General features: G+C 64.7%; 11 protein-coding genes. 2 read left to right on the top strand and 9 right to left on the bottom strand.

All coding sequences use genetic code 11. The features are described 5' to 3' along the window. Positions 1–9 precede the first annotated feature (9 nt). The 9 genes from QP803_RS09785 to QP803_RS09745 form a co-directional block, all read right to left on the bottom strand. On the bottom strand, positions 10–3789 hold the full coding sequence (locus QP803_RS09785; RefSeq protein ID WP_284947577.1) for a cellulose biosynthesis protein BcsC: 3780 nt from the start codon (positions 3787–3789) through the stop codon (positions 10–12). Continuing rightward, positions 3786–8381 (bottom strand): UDP-forming cellulose synthase catalytic subunit, encoded by a 4596-nt coding sequence (bcsA, locus tag QP803_RS09780; protein WP_284947576.1) that lies wholly within the window; start codon positions 8379–8381, stop codon positions 3786–3788. Before bcsA ends, QP803_RS09785 begins: the two co-directional genes overlap by 4 nt. 28 nt (positions 8382–8409) lie before the next feature. After that, positions 8410–9270, bottom strand: coding sequence for a cellulose synthase operon protein YhjQ/BcsQ (locus QP803_RS09775; protein ID WP_284947575.1), 861 nt, complete (start codon positions 9268–9270; stop codon positions 8410–8412). A gap of 40 nt (positions 9271–9310) precedes the next feature. Beyond that, a complete protein-coding gene (locus QP803_RS09770) occupies positions 9311–10318 on the bottom strand; it encodes a hypothetical protein (protein ID WP_284947574.1) in 1008 nt (335 codons plus the stop codon). Positions 10319–10414: 96 nt separating this feature from the next. Further along, entirely contained in the window at positions 10415–11500 is a 1086-nt protein-coding gene (locus tag QP803_RS09765; RefSeq protein WP_284947573.1) for a family 8 glycosyl hydrolase, read from the bottom strand. A 221-nt stretch (positions 11501–11721) separates the two neighbouring features. Then, entirely contained in the window at positions 11722–12777 is a 1056-nt protein-coding gene (locus tag QP803_RS09760; protein WP_284947572.1) for an NAD(P)-dependent alcohol dehydrogenase, read from the bottom strand. Between the two features lie 162 nt (positions 12778–12939). Then, positions 12940–13083, bottom strand: coding sequence for a hypothetical protein (locus QP803_RS09755; protein WP_284947571.1), 144 nt, complete (start codon positions 13081–13083; stop codon positions 12940–12942). A 59-nt stretch (positions 13084–13142) separates the two neighbouring features. Beyond that, complete coding sequence (gene serA / locus QP803_RS09750; RefSeq protein WP_284947570.1) at positions 13143–14729, bottom strand: phosphoglycerate dehydrogenase; 1587 nt, start codon at positions 14727–14729, stop codon at positions 13143–13145. A gap of 6 nt (positions 14730–14735) precedes the next feature. Continuing rightward, the gene (locus QP803_RS09745) at positions 14736–15920 is read right to left on the bottom strand and encodes a phosphoserine transaminase (protein ID WP_284947569.1); all 1185 of its coding nucleotides are present in this window, start codon (positions 15918–15920) and stop codon (positions 14736–14738) included. Positions 15921–16072: 152 nt separating this feature from the next. Between QP803_RS09745 and QP803_RS09740 the strand changes: the two genes are divergently transcribed. Both QP803_RS09740 and QP803_RS09735 read left to right on the top strand, forming a co-directional pair. Further along, on the top strand, positions 16073–16744 hold the full coding sequence (locus tag QP803_RS09740; protein WP_284947568.1) for a sigma-70 family RNA polymerase sigma factor: 672 nt from the start codon (positions 16073–16075) through the stop codon (positions 16742–16744). Next, on the top strand, positions 16741–17421 hold the full coding sequence (locus QP803_RS09735) for an NrsF family protein (RefSeq protein WP_284947567.1): 681 nt from the start codon (positions 16741–16743) through the stop codon (positions 17419–17421). The genes QP803_RS09740 and QP803_RS09735 overlap by 4 nt, the downstream gene beginning before the upstream one ends. Positions 17422–17466: the final 45 nt, after the last annotated feature.

Raw genomic sequence — 17466 nt, 5'->3', positions numbered from 1 at the left:
GCGTCGTCCTTAATCATTGTTGTCGAAAGTATAGCGGGCGAAACCCATGACATCGGTTTCGTTCCAGTCCGCCGACTTCTGATAGGCGGCGGTGCCGCCCACCACCAGCTGGGGCGAGATGTGGTACTCGAACTTGGCGTTCAGGCCGCCGATGACGCCGGATTTGCTCTGGCTGGCATAGGTGCTTTGGACGCTCGTATCGGACGCCGCCAGTGCGGCAACCTGGGTCTGCAGAGCTTGGTTCGTGGGGAAGATGTTCTCTCCGTCCGCGTTGAAGTTCTGCACGCCGATCGATCCGCCGATCGTGTAGTCATAGGGCCCGCGCGTCGCCGTCCAGGTCACTGGTATCAGAGCCGCGACATAGCTCTGTGGGCTGAAATAGCCGCCATAGCCTTGCGTAAAGTGGTCCTGGTTCCGCTGATAGCCGAAATAGACGAGGTTCAAGCCCACCCGCACTTCATCGGACGGGACCTTATAGACGGCGTAGCTGCCGCCCGCGCCGAGCTCGGTCTCGCTGTTGCTTTGGACATTGCTGCCGTTCAGCCAGTCGTAGCCGCCGCCGGCGTAGAAGCTGGCAAGGCCGGGGGAAAACTCGATTTGTCCGTGGACACGAGAGCGAACGACCCCGCCGGAAATGATCCCGGTGCGCGGGTCTTCCTCGCCGGCATAGGATAGCATGCTGTCTGTCACCGCACGGCGCTCCGCCGTAAGGCGCAGGATTGTCTGGCTGTTCAACTGGGGCGCGATCTCGATCCCGCCAACGACATTGGTGAGGCGGAAGCCAAGCGGCGTAGTGCCAACGTCCCCCGTAAACCAGCCATCCGTATAGCCGCCGCTCAGACCAACACCGGTCGCGCTCTCTGAGCCGGGATACGGACCGCCAAAGACGGCAGTGCCAGATTGCTGCGCCGAGGAAACGGAAGTACTGAGCTGGCCCGCGCTTAGATAGGTGGGCGTGGCGGTGATGGTCAGACGGCCGACACCGGCCGGGGAGAAGCTCGCTTCCAACGGCACGGAGTAGGTCGAAAGCTGATCCAAGCCCGCAGTGCCGGAACGCTGCTGGTAGGTGGGCGAAGCCGCCACCTGCGGCGCCACCTGCTGATTGATGGCCGCGATCCGCGAATTGAGATCGGCGATCATCGGGTCAGCGGCGGTTGGGCCCGAGGGCGTTCCGTCAGCGCTCGCGGTCGTCAAGCCGACGAGGCCTGTGCCACTTAAAGGACCGCCGTCTGTCGCTTCCGTGGTGAACGTCGGCGCATTCCGGAACGGGTTGGATGAAATCGCACCCAGCGGCGTGGCCACAGGCCCATTAGAGGCGACAGCGAAGCTCTGGCTGCTGCTGTTCGACGCCGCATAGCCCAATTGCTGCTGCCGCAACGCGCGCGCCTGGCGGAGGTCGTGCAGCGCTTCGTTGTTGAGGCCGCGTGCCTGCGCGATATCCGCAGCCAAAATCCAGTTCTGCGGGTCGTTCGGGCTTTCCGTGATGTTCTCGTTCACGAAACTCGACGCGACTTCGTAATTGCCGAGCTGGATCGCCGCCGCGACAGCGCCCCGGCGGGCATCGATATTGCCCGGATTCTGCGCCAGGATGCGTTGGTTGATGGCCAGCGCTTGCTGCGGATTATCGGCCGTTTGATACAGACGCGCGAGGGCGCTGTTGAGCGCCGGGTCGGTCGGGCTCTGGGCCAAGGCAGGCGCGAGCTGGTCATAGGCGTCGGCGGTGCGCCCTGCCGTGTTCAGCGCATCAGAGCCCCGGATGGCGATGCCGACGCGCAAGCCCGCGAGAGACTGCGCCTGATCGGGTGACAGTGACGAGGCCTGGATCGAATTCGCCATAGCGCTGGCGCCTGACGCGTCCCCAGCCGAGAGCAACCCCTGCGCCCAGGACAGGCGGGCCTGGGCCGGTGCGGTCGGGTTAGCGGCGGCTGCGGTCGCGATCGCGGTGCGCGCATCGACCGGGTCGGACAGCTTGATGAAGGCCTGGGCGACGGCCAGACCGCGACCGCCCGTTGGGTCGCGCTGCGCCGCGATGGCAAAAAGCTGCTGCCGCGTGCTGGCCGGATCGGAACTTGCGAAGGCGGTGGCATTGGTGATCTGCCCCTGAACCTGCGCCGACGCGATGAGCGCCTTCATGTCGGCGGTGCGCTGCCGGGGCGGCACCTTGGCAATGAGGGCGGCGGCGCCCGCGCTGTCCCCGGTTTCATTGGCGAAGATGATGCCCGCCTGAATGGCGGCGGAGGAGGGTCGGGCGACGCCCGTCACCTCGGCCATGGTGCTTTGGCCCTCTGTGAGCTGACCGTTCTTGACCAGCGCCCGCGCAAGGTCGAGGCGAAGCCAGGGGCTAGAGGGATCGGCATCGACCGCCGACCGATAGAGGGCGATCTGCCCCGCCGTGTCCGGCATGTCCTTGGCCTGATCGCTCAGAAGCTGGGCGCGCGCCTGCTGGGACAGCGCGCCGTTGCCGCTCTGCTCCACATCCGCAAGCAGAGTCTGGGCCTCGGCCTTGTTCCCTTCGCGAGCCAGCACCCCCGCCAGCGCCATCTTGATGCCGGTATTGCCGGGCTGACGGGCGAGAAGGGAGCGATACAACGTCTCGGCACGCGGCAGGTCGCCGCTGTTGCTGGCGGCGGCGGCGGTGCGGAACTCGCCCCCCAAAGCGGCGCCGGCAGCGGCCTGTTGCGCTCCGTTCAAGGCGGCGCGCCATTGCGGCGCCTGGGTCGGATCGAGGGCGATGGCGCGGTTGAACAGCGTCGTCGCTTCCGCCGAGCGGCCCTGGCGCAGCATGACCAGGCCGAGGCCGCCGGTGGCGCTCGCGTCCTTCGGATTGATCGTCAACGCCTGCTGGAACAGCGATTGCGCTTCGGGAAGGTTGTTCTGCTTCAGAGCGTCGAAGCCTGCGGATTGCTGCTGCACGCCGGGCGGCAGGTTCGGCGGCTTGAGCGCATTGGCCAGCAGGGGCCCGATACCGGGATCGTCTGGATACTGCGCTTTATAGGCGTTGATCGCATCGACAGCGCTTTTGTCAGTGGGCAGCCACCCCAGCGCCTCACGCCAGCTTTCGCGCGCCTGCGCGCCGATCGATGGATTCTTCGACAGGATCGACAAGCGATCGATGCCTTGGCTCCGCGTATCGGCGCGATAAGTGAGCGCCTGGGCATAGGCAATCTGCGCCCGTAAATTGTTGGGATCGTGCTCGGCGGTCGCGGCCAGGCCGTCGAGCCCGGACTGATAGCCGCCGGCGGAGCCGCTGAGCGTTTGGTAATACTCGACCGCCAAGGAATCCGGCGGCGTCGTGCTGCCGCCGAATATCTGTCGATAGGCGGTCGCCGCTTCATTGACATGGCCTTGCTGCGCAAGCTGGCGGGCATTGGCCAAGGCGTCCGGGTTGATTTGGCCGACGCGCACGGCCTGCTGCGCCTGGTGGATGTCAGGCGCGGACGGGCTGGTTTTCTGGAGAAGCTGCAACGTCTGCTGGGCGGCTGTGCTGTCGCCGCTGCTGGCCTGCAATTCCGCGAGGATCGCCAGGGCGCGTGGATTGTTGGGTGACAGCAGCAGCGCCTTCTGCACCGCCTCCAAGGCGCGTGGCGGATTGTTCTGGTCCCGCCAATAGGCCGCCTGCCGCAGAAGTACCGACAGGGCGCTGTTCGCAGGCTCCGCCTGAGCGGCTGCCGCAGGCGGAACGGGGCTACCCGGCGCGGCGCCCGCCGCTTGCTGTGCCCACCCTGCGGACGGCACCAGCGCCGCCAGCAGAGCCAGCGAAGCCACGGCCGTTTTAGAGCTGTGCTTCATCGGTCTTCCCCCAGCGCCTTGAGCCTGGCTCGCGCCCGGCGTCGCAGGGCGGCATGGAGGGCGAAGGTCAGGATGGCGCAGCCGATGATCATCAGGACGACGATCGTGGCGGGCTGATCCCCCAGCCAGAAGCTCGGCAGGATCCAGAAGGGAAGCGAGCCCACGTGATAGGTCGAGCCGATGCGGTAAGACGACACCTGACCACCCGAGATGATGCTGAAGTCGCCCTGGATGAGCGGATTGAGCGTCGGGTCGCGGAAGGTCGACAGAATGCCGTCCAAGCCCTGCGGGGTGCCGGCCAGAAGGGCCACGACCGACGCCTTGCTATCCCAGGGCGATTGCCCGCCGCTGACGATCGCGGTGTCCTGGCTGGTGGAAACCGAGAGTGCGGCGGCGGCTTTCGTCTGCGCGGCGGAGCGGTCGTAAGAGAAGAGTCGGAAGACCGTGCCGAGCACGCTATCCCCCATCTTCACCGCAAGCTGCCCGTTATCGATGGAGACCGGAACGTTCTTCAGGATATCCGTGAGGCTGCCCAGATGGGCGATCGTGCCGATGACCAGGATGTCACCGGTTTGCAGATTGGCCTCTTCTTCCGGTCGCGCGACGGTGACGCCAAGCACCGGATAGCCCGTCAGGTATCCGAACCGGCCCATCATCCGCAAATAGGCGCTCTGCTCACCGCTATCGGCGCTATCGGGCAAGACGACGGTGGTGTGCGTCAGGTCGGCGAGCCGCGAGTAGGGGAAGCCGGCGCTGACGAAATAGGCGAGATTCGGCATGACCGCGAAATGATAGCCGCGCGAAATGCTGATGGTGGTGGTGGGGTCGATGCCCATCTGCGGATCTGCGGGCGTGGCTCCGCACGCCCCCCGATCGAGCGGCCGGGTATCGAAGAAGAACTGCAACGCATTGGCACCGAACACGTCATAGGGCGGGATATAGGTCGTGAAATACGGCCCCACCGCGCCGAATACTGGAACCCAGTCACGCCACCAGGCATGCGCCGAGGCATTGGCGAGCGGGATCGAGTGCAGATAGAGCCCGTTGATGCCGATATCGAGGCGCGAGACAGCCAGGTTTTCGATCGGGCCGGGCGGCGCGCGGAAGGCAACGCGCAGCGGGAAGCCCCGGTTGCGCCACGTGTAGAGATCGGGCGAGGTGCGGAACGCGACCTGGACAAGATTGTCGTAGCCGACACCGTTCAGGTTCCGTGCGTCCGTCAACTCGCCGATGCGCACCGGACGATCGGACGGAATCCAGGCGGGCGCATCATAGGGCACGCGGGTCGGCACCACAGGCGGTGTCACCTGCACGGAGGTGCCGCCCATGCTGCGGCTGCCCAGTGCGAGGGCTGCGGCGGCCTGGGCCGCTTCAGCGCCGGTCCGGCCCGAGATGACCAGGATGGTCCCAAGCGGGTCCGAGGGATTGGGAATGACGGCGACGCCGGGTCCCTGGATCGGCGGCAGGCCCGCCACGGAGGCGGCGCCCGGCGTCATCGAGGTGACGATCATGACAGCGTTGCCGCGCGGCGGCGTGGCCGATACCGGGAAGGACGCGCCCCGGAAGTCAGCATATTGGCCGAACCAGGACGCGACGATGCCGGCCGCTTTCAGCGTATCGTCATCCGGTGACGCCGGCAGCACGAAGGGCAGCAGCAGGGCGCTGTTGTCGTGATTGTCGAAGAAGGGCAGTGGCAATTGCCCGAGGTCACGCTGCGGCGGCAGATGCTGCACCGTCATGTTCAGCGTCGAGCTGTTATAGACGGTCGACCAGATCAGCCCGCTGAGCAGATCGTTGCAGTTGCGGGTATAGGCGCCGGTGAGCCGGAAGTTCAGGTGGTTCGACGTCTGGAAAAAGACCGGGTTGACCGGCAGCGTCACTGAAAAGTTCGGTTGCGACTGATTGACCGGAATCGTTCCGACATACTGGTCGTTCAGCGTCACCGTAATGTTGCTGAGGTCGGGGATCAGCGCGGGGGACATCGCACCCGACACAGTCAGGGTGGCGCTGGTCACCACCTCATCATTGCGCACGCCGAACTGCACACCTTGGAGCGGACTTGTGCCGCGCAACGCAATCTGCGCGTTCGACCCAAGCTGCTTGAGGCTGAAGGTGTCGTTCTCGATCGCGTCTGCGGCCTGCTCGTCGGTCAAGGCAGGGGCGGTGGCGGCGGCTACGGGCGTGACGACCGTCGGCGCGGCGGCAGCGGGTGCTGATCCGGGAGAGGCCTGGGGCGTCGTCGTGGCGGGCACGACGATATTGGGCAAGGGCACGATGCCGGGTCCGCTGGCGGTGGTTTGCGGCAAGTTCGGCTGCATCGCTGGCGGCAAAGGCCGCACGGTCGTGGTCTGGGCGATGGCTGTCGACAGCGGAATAAACAGCATGAGCCCGATCAAAGCTGCCGCACGCGCGACCTGCGCAATCTGGGGCCGCTCAGAGCCACCGGCGAGCTTGGCATTCGCGCGTGCGATACCGGCCTTCACGGCCTCCTCCGCCTGCTCCTTCTCGGCCGCGGTCGGCGGCGGACCGTCATGACGGGGCGCGAACAGGCCGCCGATGCTCACCAGCACTTCCCAAAGACTGACGAGCGGACGATCGGGCGGATAATCTGCCCAATCGAGCCAAGCGTCCGCGCGGCCGAACACCGTTTGGATGATGGCCGATTCGTCGGCCAGGGTCTTCGGCTCGAAGTTGAGCAGCATCTCCTTCTCGCTCCATCGCAGATAGCGCGACGGAATGAGCGCGGAGCCGCTGGGGAGCGGCACTTCCATGATGATTTCGGTATCCTCGGGCAAATCGTCCGGTCGGACGACCACGGCGCGTGCGCCGCTTTGAGACAGATTCTGCAGCCGCCCGGTGAGCACGCGGCCGTCATAGAGATGGATGATGGCAGGCAAATCGACCTTCACCCGCGCTCGGTTGCGCAGCTGCTGGCGCTCGCGACCCACGGCCAAAGCCGCGAGCACGATCAGCAGGCTGATCGTCGCCCAGATCGTGTTGAGCAACAGCGCCTGGAACACCAGCTCCGTCGTTTTCTGGAAAATCATGCTGTAGGCACCGCGCAGGATGCCGAGGAAGACGACGAAGGCGAGAATGATATTGGGATAGACCGCGCGGAGATCGAAGAAGCCACGCGCCAGCGTGCCGCCCTTGTCTGTCACGTTGAACTTGCCGGCACGCGGGTTGATCATCGTCGCGATGGTGATGCGGACAAGGAACAAGGCCAGCGTGGTTTCATAGACTTCACTCCAGAAGGAGTGGCGCCAGTCGCGCTGGTTGCGCGCACTGGTCGCGACGGAGTGGAAGATATGCGGAATTGCGTAAGCCGCGATGGCGAAGGGTGAGGCCGCTATCATGTTCTGGAACAGCAACAGATAGGCGAGCGGCGAGACCAGGAATATCACGCGCGGGATGCCGAAGAAGAAATGCACCATGGCGCCCGCGTAACAGAGCCGCTGCCCCAGGCCGAGGCCCGGACCCATCAGCGGATTGTCGAGCCGGAAGATCTGCATCATGCCGCGCGCCCAACGAATGCGCTGCCCGATATGCAGGATCAGGCGTTCCGTCGCGAGGCCGGCCGCCAAGGGGATCTTCAGGTAGGCGGAGCTCCATCCCGCGCGATGCAGCTTGAGCATGGTATGCGCGTCTTCCGTCACCGTTTGCGTCGCGAAGCCGCCGATGCTTGCAAGCGCTTCCCGCCGAATGACCGCGCAGGACCCACAGAAGAAGGTGGCATCCCAGTAATCGTTCCCGTCCTGCAACAGGCCGTAGAACATATTGCCTTCCGGCGGCACGCGGCTGCCGGCGGCGAGGTTTCGTTGAAAGGGATCGGGCGAATAAAAATGATGCGGGGTCTGAACCATCGCCATCTTCTTGTCCCGCGCGAGCCAGCCGACGGTCAACTGAAGGAAGGCGCGGACGGGAATATGGTCGCAGTCGAAGATGGCAATGAACTCACCATGGGTGACGGTCATGGCATGGTTCAGGTTGCCAGCCTTGGCGTGGAAGTTGTTGGTGCGCGTCAGGTAGCCGACCCCGGCCTCAGCCGCGAAGCGGCGAAACTCCTCGCGCTTGCCGTCGTCCAGAATATAGACGCGTAGCTTGTCGGCCGGATAATCGAGCATCCGGCAGGCGAGCACGGTGCCGCGCACGATCGTCATCGATTCATTATAGGTCGGGATATAGACATCGACGGTGGGCCAATCGGCCGGATCTTCCGGCAGGGGCACCGGCTTGCGATTGAGCGGCCATGCCGTCTGGACGTAGCCGAGCACGAGCACGATGACGGCGTAGAACTCGGCCATGACCAGTGCCGAGCCCAGCAACAATTGCGGGATCGTCTGGAAGGTCAATGTTTCGGTCGCGCGCCAATAAATGTATCGCGCCGACATCGCCAAAGACAGAATGCCGAGAAACAAGGTGATGCGGCGATCGGGAAAGCGATTGGCGACGAGGAACAGGATCGCTGTCGAGACGCCGACAATCGCCTGCTGGCCTTCTGACAGCGGCACGGTCGCGATCGTCACCAGCAGGAAGACGCCCAATACGACGGAGACGATGCCCCAGAACTTGTCGGCGAGTGGGCCCTTCATGACACGTGCATCCAACCCCGGTCCGACATCATTTCGTCACCGCGCTCGCAACGGATGTTTGGCCGCCGGGATGAACATCCGTGAGCGGAGCGGTATCCGCGCCGCGTTCCGCGTTCGGCGTGATAGCGGCGGCGATCTTGATGGCGATGGCGGTGATGTCCTGCGCGGCCTTGCTGGATGGCGCGTAGCCCGCGACGGATGCCTGGCGCGCCAGCGCTTCGGGCACATGCTCGTCACGATACACACGGCCCAGCAGCCGGGACCCGAGGTGGCGTTCCGCCGCTTCGGCAGCGGCGCGGGAAAGCCTGCTACGCATGTCGATCTGATTGATCACGAAGCCGATCCGATCGATCGGAAAGGGCAGGCCGCCGGCGCCGCGATACATGCCCTTACCCTCGATCTTGGGCAGTTGGACGATGGAGGCCGCATCGGCGAGCAGCACGACGACCATGTAATTGACGATGGCCGAAATGACGGAGGAGGCGACGCCCGGACCGGGCGGCGTATCGGCGATAATGACGATCTCCGGATCCGCCAAAATGTCCTGTAGCGGGGCCAGGAGAAGATCTGGATTGGCCACCAGCTCAGCATTGATCGCGAAGCTCTGCGCGAAGGTCGTGTGCCCATGGGCAAGTAGCGAAATACCAGACGGGGTCTGCTGCAAATTGCTTTGCCACGCGTTGCGCGGATCCGTCGCGTCTTTCAGCGATGTGATGAAACCCGCCCGCTCATAAGGGTCGGCGCCGAAATGCATGCCGAGGGCGTTCTGCGTATCGAGGTCGAGCACGACGACCCGACGTCCCTGCCGGGCGAACTCATGCGCGATATTGGCGGCGAGCGTCGTTTTACCGACGCCCCCCTTGGGTGATGCGAATGCGATCAGTGGCATGAGCAATCCTGAGTCCGCGGGATAAAAGGAAAAGACCTGCTCATTGCTGTGGGTCTTGCGGTGGGCGGCCAGGCCCCTTGCGCTGCATGGCCGCGAACATTTCGGTCAAGTTCGCGGGTGCCCGCACCGGCGCAGGCGGGGCGCGGGCTGGTTCCGGTGGCCGCGATGCTGCGACTGGCGGCTCGGGTGCCGGTGGCGCTGCATAGGAAGCGGGCGCACCCGGCGGGGCGACCGGCGGATATCCGTAGGGATAGGCGGGATGCACGCCCGGCCCGAACATCTGGCCGCCCATCGGTGCCCCCATGGGATTGAAGGGCGGCGGATAGGGCGCGAAATTCTGCGGCATCGCGCCTGGATAGGGTGGTGGAAAGGCCTGTTGCGGCCACGGCATTTGTGGCCATGCCATCTGCGGGGCCATCTGCGGCGGCTGCATGGGCGGTGGGGGCATCTGGCCCGGCTGCGCATAATAGGGTGGATAATAAGGCGGCGCAGTGCCGTGCGCAGGATCGGGTCCTCCGGCGGCAGGATTGGGTTCGGGCGCCGGTGTGGCGGCAGGCGGCCATACCATGGTCGGGCGGGCACGGTTGGGTGCCGCAAGCGGCGCCCTGGCAGACCCTGCGATGGACTGGATGAGATCGGCGTGGGACTGCGGCGCGACCGTGACGCGCGACGGCATTGCCATCGCGGGATCTTTGTAGATCGGCGCTGGATAGATCGGTGCCGGCGGGATTGGCGGTACAGCAGCGATCGGGCGTTCCTCGGTCTTGACGATTGCCGGCGGCAGGGCGTCGTCGTCTCGGGTGTCTTCCTCGACCACAGGCGGCAGTTCATCGCCCGGCCGCACGACCGCGTTGATGCGAAGATCGCCAATGAGCGGAATCGCTCTCCACAGCAGCGGAAAAACCTCACGCACACGACCGCCGGAGCCCGGCACCATACGCTCCCCTGCGGCGAGCGTCGTTGGTTTCGTGGGCGTAAGATTGGTATGCGGCTTGGCATTGGTCCGCAGCGGCAGGACGGCCGCACCCTCAACGGGGACGGTCGACATGTCCTGGCTCGGTCGATACGGCAGCGTTTTCGTTCCAAACGCCGCCATAACGCGATCGACATCAGATTGTGACGATGTCAAAACAAAATTCCTTGCTCAGCCAGTGCCATGACTGTCGGTCCATGCGATGCGTGCGAGGAGGGTGAGGGCAGCGGAATAATAGTCCTTAGCGTCGTTCACGGAAGGGAGAGCAGGTAGACCCATTTGGGGCGACCCTGCCAGGGTAACGGCTTTAATTGCCACCAGACCGCTCGGTGCAGCGTAAGGCGACACTTGATCCGTCTTCAGGTTCGCCCAGGCCGGCTGATACGCGGCCGCACTCGTCCAATATCCGGTAAAGGATGCCAGCGTATCTGCCGGCAAGGCTGCGGCCCAGGTCAGGTTCAGGGGAACGCGAATCGCGTCGAAGGAACTCAGCGGCGGCCAACCTGCGGCGATGCTGGCGGTTCCACTGCTGATGCCGACCGAGAGCCAATCAGGCGGAAGTTGCCACTTGCCAAAGCGGGCGGCCTGGATGAGCGACAATCCGTCGAGTTCCAGCAGCTGCCACAGCGGCGACGGGTCGATGACGCTCAGTTCGCGAAATGCAACGAAATTGTAATAGGACAGATTGACGGTCACCGACGTCTTGTGCGTGAAGCCGGTGAGCGCGGGCAGCAACACGATTTTACTGCCGGCGTTGACGATCAGGGAGCGACGGATGTCGCTGGCGATCGCAATGGCCGCCGCTGCATATTGCGGTTCCTGCCAAATCCGCGCGGCGCGGCTGAGCGCAAACGCGATAACGAGATCGCCGTCGGTGGCGTTGTTCTGGTCGGGCGAGTGGTTCTTGCTGTCAGGCAGGTAGCGCCACACGTGCAGAGCATCGGTCTTGCGGGTGAGGTTGCGCACCGTCCAACCGTGGATCAGGTCGAAGGACTGCCGGTCACCGAAGGTAACGGCGAACAGCATGCCGTAGCTCTGCCCCTCGGAATGGGAAATGCCGTTATTGCCGGTATCGATGATCCGACCGTCCGGCGCCATGAAGCGGTCCTTGAAGGACCGCCAATCCATATCGTTGGCGGCGAAAGCCGCCTGGGCCGAACCGCTGAATGTGGCTGCGCCCACAGCGACGGCAGCGCCTAGGCAGTAGCCAAGGAAGTCGCGGCGCGACGGATCATGGGTATCCAGATCTCGCGGCACTAGCGGCTGAGCGTTGCTGAAATGTGAGTCATAATGGTCCGCTCCGAAAGTCGGGTTAAGCGCCGATTCGAAACGAGAATCTCAGCAACGGGCGCCTATGGGCCCATCCTATAGGAGTATTTTGCGAATCTCCGAAGGAATTATGAAGACGCTATGAACTAGAAGTTAGGATGAAGGCCGTATCCTCCGTACGAGGGGGGAGGATACGGCCTTTGAGCCGATTATGCGGCGGCGGGAAGGGTCGCCATATCGATCACGAAGCGATATTTCACGTCGCTCTTGAGCATGCGGGCGTAAGCCGTCTCGATCTGGTCCATCGCAATCACCTCGATATCGGCGGTCAGGCCATGCTCGGCACAGAAGTCGAGCATTTCCTGGGTCTCCGGGATGCCGCCGATGAGCGAGCCCGCGAAGTTGCGGCGGCGCCAGATGACACTGAAGGCATGGATCGACAGAGGATTCTCGGGCGCGCCAACCTGGGTCAGTGTGCCGTCTAGCTTCAGCAGCCCCATATAAGCGTCGATCGGGTGATCGGCCGCGACGGTGTCGAGGATGAAGTCGAAGCTCTCGGCGTGGCGACCCATCTCTTCGGCGTTTTTCGACAGCACCACTTCATCCGCGCCGAGGCGCTTGGCGTCTTCGCTTTTGCCGGCCGTGGTCGTGAACAGCACGACATGCGCACCCATGGCATGCGCGATCTTCACGCCCATATGGCCAAGACCGCCGAGACCGACGACGCCCACCTTCGAACCCGGCCCGACCTTCCAGTGACGGAGCGGCGAGTAGGTGGTGATGCCCGCGCAGAGCAGCGGGGCTGTGGCGGCGAGATCCATGCCCTTGGGAATGTACAGCACGAAGTGCTGGTCGACGACGATCTGGTCCGAGTAGCCACCAAAGGTCGGGCCGCCGATGACCGGCTCGACACCGTTATAGGTGCCGTTGAGGCCGACCTGGCAATATTGCTCCAGGCCCTGCTTGCAGGCGGCGCAAGTCCGGCAGGACCCGACCATGCAACCGACGCCGGCTTGATCGCCGACGCTAAAGCGCGTGACGTCAGCGCCAACAGCAGTGACATGCCCGACGATTTCGTGGCCAGGGACGCACGGGTAGGTTGTATTACGCCATTCATTCCGGGCCGTGTGCAGGTCGGAGTGGCAGACGCCACAGAAGGCGATTTTGATTACGACATCGTTCGGGCCAGGATCGCGGCGATTGAACGAGAACGGCGAAACGGGCGCAGACGCCTCGGTCGCGCCATAGCCGACACATTCCAACATTGGATGTCCTCAGATTTTGGAAAATTGACAGGAGCGGAGGCGCGGACGCCAGGGGCGGATAGGCGTGCGCCACGCCTCACTCCATGAAACACCCATTCCGCCGAAAGAGAAAGGGCTCGCGCCGCTAACGATCGCGTGGGGCGCTTGGCGGCGGGGAGCGGTTCAACAATTGGTTCGGCCGACCGCGACGCAATCCTGCTGCTGCATGAAATGGGTTACGGCCGGGAAAGCAAACCACCCGCCCACGAGAATGGCGACGATAAAGACCAGCACGATGATCGCGAAGACATCGCCCTTATCGCCCATCGGCTGTTTTCCCCTCGAGAGGCGCGATTTGGCGGAAGACGCTGCGCCATTCCGCCATCTTAGAAGGACAGGGAGGTCGCCTGCATCACCAAAGGCAGGGTGCGGACCATGGCGAGCACATCCTCCGACACCGGCTCATCGACTGAGACCAAGCAGATCGCATCGCCGCCGGCGCTGCTACGGCCAAGATGGAAGGTCGCGATATTGATGCCCGCGCCGGCCAGGGTCGCCCCAAAGCGGCCGATGAAACCGGGCTTGTCCTGGTTCGTCACATACAGCATGTGCTTGCCGAAATCGGCCTCGACCGTGATGCCCTTGATTTCGACCAGCCGAGGCCGTGACCCTGCAAACAGGGTGCCCGCCACGTCGCGCGTGACCGCACCCGTACTGACCGTGATGCGGACCAGGGTCTGATACTCGCTCTGGCGGTCATGCACCGTCTCGGTCACTTCGATCCCGCGCTCGCGCGCGAGCACCGGCGCATTGACCATATTGGCGCCCACGATCATGGGCGCCATCAGGCCGGCAAGCGCGGCCGCCGTCAAAGGCTTGTGGTTGAGCTGCGCCACCGCGCCTTCGTACTCGATCGTGACATGGGTCACGACGCCGTCCCGCGCCTGGGTCAGCTGGCCCGCGAATTCACCCAACAGCCGACAGAGATCCATATAAGGACGCACGCGGGGCGCATCCTCGGCCGAAATGGCCGGCACGTTGAGGGCGTTGGCGACCGCGCCGGTCAGCAGATAGTCGCTCATCTGCTCGGCCACCTGCAGGGCCACATTCTCCTGCGCTTCCGCCGTGGCCGCGCCCAGATGCGGCGTGCAGACCACATTGTCGAGTGCGAACAGCGGGTTGCTGGTCGCGGGTTCGACCTCGAACACGTCGAGCGCGGCGCCGGCTACCTTGCCGGAGGTCAGTCCCTCCAACAGCGCCGCCTCATCAATCAAACCGCCGCGCGCGCAGTTCACGATCCGCACGCCCGTTTTCATGGCTGCGATCGCCTCGCGATTGATGATGTTGCGTGTGCCGTCCACCAGCGGCGTATGCAGCGTGATGAAATCGGCGCGGGCGAACAGCTCCGGCAGGTCGGCCTTTTCGATCCCCAGATCCAGGGCGCGCTTTTCGGTCAGGAAGGGGTCGTAGGCGAGCACCTTCATCTTCAGGCCCAGCGCGCGGTCAGCGACGATCGAGCCGATATTGCCACAGCCGATCAGGCCCAGAGTCTTGGCGGTCAGCTCCACACCCATGAAGCGGTTCTTCTCCCACTTCCCCGCCTTGGTCGAAGCGCTCGCTTCCGGCAACTGGCGGGCAAGGGCGAACATCATCGCAATGGCATGTTCCGCCGTGGTGATGGCATTGCCAAAGGGCGTGTTCATGACGACCACGCCACGCGCCGTGGCGGCCTTCACATCCACATTGTCCACGCCGATGCCGGCGCGGCCGACGACCTTCAGGTTGGTCGCGGCCTCCAGCAGTTCCTTGGTGACTTTCGTCGCGGAGCGGATGGCGAGGCCGTCATAGTCGGCGATGATGGCGCGCAGCTCGGCAGGCGTGAGGCCGGTTTTGACATCGGTCTCGATGCCGCGTGCGCGGAAGATCTCGATGGCAGCCGGGGATAGCTTGTCGGCGATCAGAACTTTGGGCATCGCGCGTTACTCCGCAACCTGAAGGGGCATGAACTCGGCTTCGACTTGGGCATGCGCCCAGTCGAGCCAGGGCAGCAGCGCCGCGATATCGGCGCTTTCGACGGTCGCGCCGCCCCAAATGCGCAGACCCGGCGGTGCATCGCGGTAGGACGCGACGTCATAGGCGACGCTTTCGGCTTCCAGCAGCGCCGCGAGCCGCTTGGCGGCCTTGGTCTGGCCAGCATCGTCCAGCGCCGTGAACCAGGGCGCCGTGATGGTCAGGCAGATCGAGGTCGAGGAGCGGGCGGCCGCATCCCGTGCCAAGAAGCCGGCCCAATCGCTATGCGCGACCCAATCGGCGATGACGGCGAGATTGGCCTCACTGCGGGCGATCAGGCCGGGCAATCCGCCGAGGCTCTCAGCCCAGCGCAGCCCGTCCAACGCATCTTCCACACACAGCATGGAGGGCGTGTTGATCGTCTCGCCCTGGAAGATGCCCTCGATCAGCTTGCCGCCGCTGGTGAGGCGGAAGATCTTCGGCAGCGGGCGCGGTGCCTTGTAGGTCAGCAGCCGCTCCACGGCGCGAGGCGACAAGGCCAGCATGCCATGCGCGGCCTCGCCGCCCAGCACCTTCTGCCAGGACCAGGTGACGACATCGAGCTTGTCCCATGGCAGGGCCATGGCGAAGGCGGCCGAGGTCGCGTCGCAGATCACCAGACCCTCACGGTCAGCGGCGATCCAGTCGGCATCGGGGAATTTCACGCCCGAGGTGGTACCGTTCCACGCGAGGACGAGATCGTGGGACGAGTCGATCGCTGAGATATCCGGCAGGGCACCGTATTCGGCACCAAGGACGCGCGCGCCGTCGAGCTTGAGTTGCTTGACGACATCGGTCGCCCAGCCTTCGGAGAAGCTTTCATGGACCAGCACATCCACCGGGCGGGCGCCGAGCAGCGACCACATGGCCATTTCGATCGCACCGGTATCGGAGGCCGGCACAATGCCGAGCTTCCAACCAGCGGGCATGCCGAGGATAGACGCGGAGCGGGTGATGACTTCGGCAAGGCGGGCCTTCGGCTCTTTGGCGCGATGGCTGCGGCCGAGCATGGCGCCCGACAGGGCATCCAGCGTAAAGCCGGGGCGCTTGGCGCAAGGGCCGGATGAGAAGTTGGGATTATCCGGACGCAGATCCGGGCGTGTGACGAGTGCCATCTTTGGCTCTCCCTTTCAGAAGAGAAGCGCCCCGGTGGGGGGGCGTGACCCGCCGCCGCGTGTAAAGGATCGGCGGCCTGGCTGCAACACGCGTAACCGCAGGCAGCCCTGCGGCGAACAACGGTCATGAAACAAGCGTCATAAGCAGCATCATGAGCCTGAGTGTGGGCGCACGGTCTACCGCCCCCGGCGCCAACGCGGTAGCCTTCCACTATGCCACGGCTCGCCCTGCCCAGATTGTGACGGACGATCGCGAACAGCGACTAGCGGCGCTGATGGCGGCTGCGCAGCGTGGCGACGCCACCGCCTACCAGGCGCTGCTGCGAGACTGTGTGGCAGTGATCGCGGCGTCAGCGCGCCGACAAGGCGTGCAACCCGATCGGGTGGAGGATGTGGTGCAGGAAGTTCTGCTCACCATCCATCGGGCCCGCGCGACCTATGACCCGGCACGGCCGTTCCTGCCCTGGCTGCGGGCCATCGCGCAGCGCAGGGCGATCGACAGCCTGAGGCGTAACGGTCGCCAGTCGAGCCGGGAGGTGCATGACCCGATTGCCTATGAAGGCCATGCGGAAGACGGGCCAGTGCCGGGCGATGCTTTGGATCTCGCCAGCCGGTCCGAGGCGTTGCGTGCCTCGATCGCGACGCTGCCACCTGGCCAACGTCAGGCTGTGGAGCGGATGGGATTGCGGGGCGAAAGTCTGGAGGAAGCGGCGGCCATCACGGGCCGCAGCAAAGGCGCATTGAAGGTGAACCTGCATAGGGCGATCCGCGCGTTGCGGGGGAAACTGGGTGTTGAAGAGGACGAGGATACCAAAGACGGATGAGTGACCATGGCGCGCATGAGAGGCTGATCGCGACGCTCGCAACGGGGCTTGAGCCCGTGCGCCCGCTGTCACCCGTGCGCCGCGCCCTCGGCTGGCTTGTCGTCGTCCTCGCGATCGCCGCCACGCTCGCGTATTTCTCGGACCTGCATGCGATGATGGCCCGCCTTGGGGCCGCCCCCGATATGTGGTTGGCCGCCCTCGGCTCGACCCTCACCGCCGTGCTTGCCATTGTCGCGACCTTCATGACGAGCGTGCCGGGTCGCAGCCGGGGCTGGGCCTTGCTGCCGCTGCCGGCCCTGGCGCTGTGGGTCGGCGAAAGCGGCATGGGCTGCGCGCGGGGCTGGGCGATTCCCGGTGTCGAGCCGGGTCCGCAGAACGGTGACCACTGCATGATGTTCATCTTCGCGCTGTCCTTGCCGCTGTCGATTCTCTTGATGGTGATGCTGCGCCGAACCTTTCCGCTGCGGCCTAATCTGACGCTGGCCCTCGGTGGCCTGGCGGCGGCGGGGGCGGCGGCGACCTTGCTCAATTTCTTCCACCCGTTCGATGCGTCGCTTGGCGATCTGTTCGCCCATGCCGCTGCCGTCGCTATCGTTATTGTCGCGAACCGTATCCTCGGCGGGCCGCTTATTCGGTGGAAGCCGCGTAACCTTCGCGCGTCTGACGTCGAAGGCTAAGACGAGCCCTTCGAAACTTCGTAGGGTTATCAACGGGAGATACGG

This window comes from Acidisoma sp. PAMC 29798 (assembly GCF_030252425.1).
Taxonomy (GTDB): domain Bacteria; phylum Pseudomonadota; class Alphaproteobacteria; order Acetobacterales; family Acetobacteraceae; genus Acidisoma; species Acidisoma cladoniae.
This window is presented reverse-complemented; position numbering and strand designations above follow the sequence as displayed.

What these genes read in the sequence shown, in the direction of transcription:
- QP803_RS09740 (WP_284947568.1), top strand. Translation starts at nt 16,073, where the DNA reads ATGAGCCTGAGTGTGGGCGCACGGTCTACCGCCCCCGGCGCCAACGCG.
- QP803_RS09735 (WP_284947567.1), top strand. Translation starts at nt 16,741, where the DNA reads ATGAGTGACCATGGCGCGCATGAGAGGCTGATCGCGACGCTCGCAACG.
- QP803_RS09785 (WP_284947577.1), bottom strand. Translation starts at nt 3,789, where the DNA reads ATGAAGCACAGCTCTAAAACGGCCGTGGCTTCGCTGGCTCTGCTGGCG.
- serA (WP_284947570.1), bottom strand. Translation starts at nt 14,729, where the DNA reads ATGCCCAAAGTTCTGATCGCCGACAAGCTATCCCCGGCTGCCATCGAG.
- bcsA (WP_284947576.1), bottom strand. Translation starts at nt 8,381, where the DNA reads ATGAAGGGCCCACTCGCCGACAAGTTCTGGGGCATCGTCTCCGTCGTA.
- QP803_RS09775 (WP_284947575.1), bottom strand. Translation starts at nt 9,270, where the DNA reads ATGCCACTGATCGCATTCGCATCACCCAAGGGGGGCGTCGGTAAAACG.
- QP803_RS09745 (WP_284947569.1), bottom strand. Translation starts at nt 15,920, where the DNA reads ATGGCACTCGTCACACGCCCGGATCTGCGTCCGGATAATCCCAACTTC.
- QP803_RS09770 (WP_284947574.1), bottom strand. Translation starts at nt 10,318, where the DNA reads ATGTCGACCGTCCCCGTTGAGGGTGCGGCCGTCCTGCCGCTGCGGACC.
- QP803_RS09755 (WP_284947571.1), bottom strand. Translation starts at nt 13,083, where the DNA reads ATGGGCGATAAGGGCGATGTCTTCGCGATCATCGTGCTGGTCTTTATC.
- QP803_RS09760 (WP_284947572.1), bottom strand. Translation starts at nt 12,777, where the DNA reads ATGTTGGAATGTGTCGGCTATGGCGCGACCGAGGCGTCTGCGCCCGTT.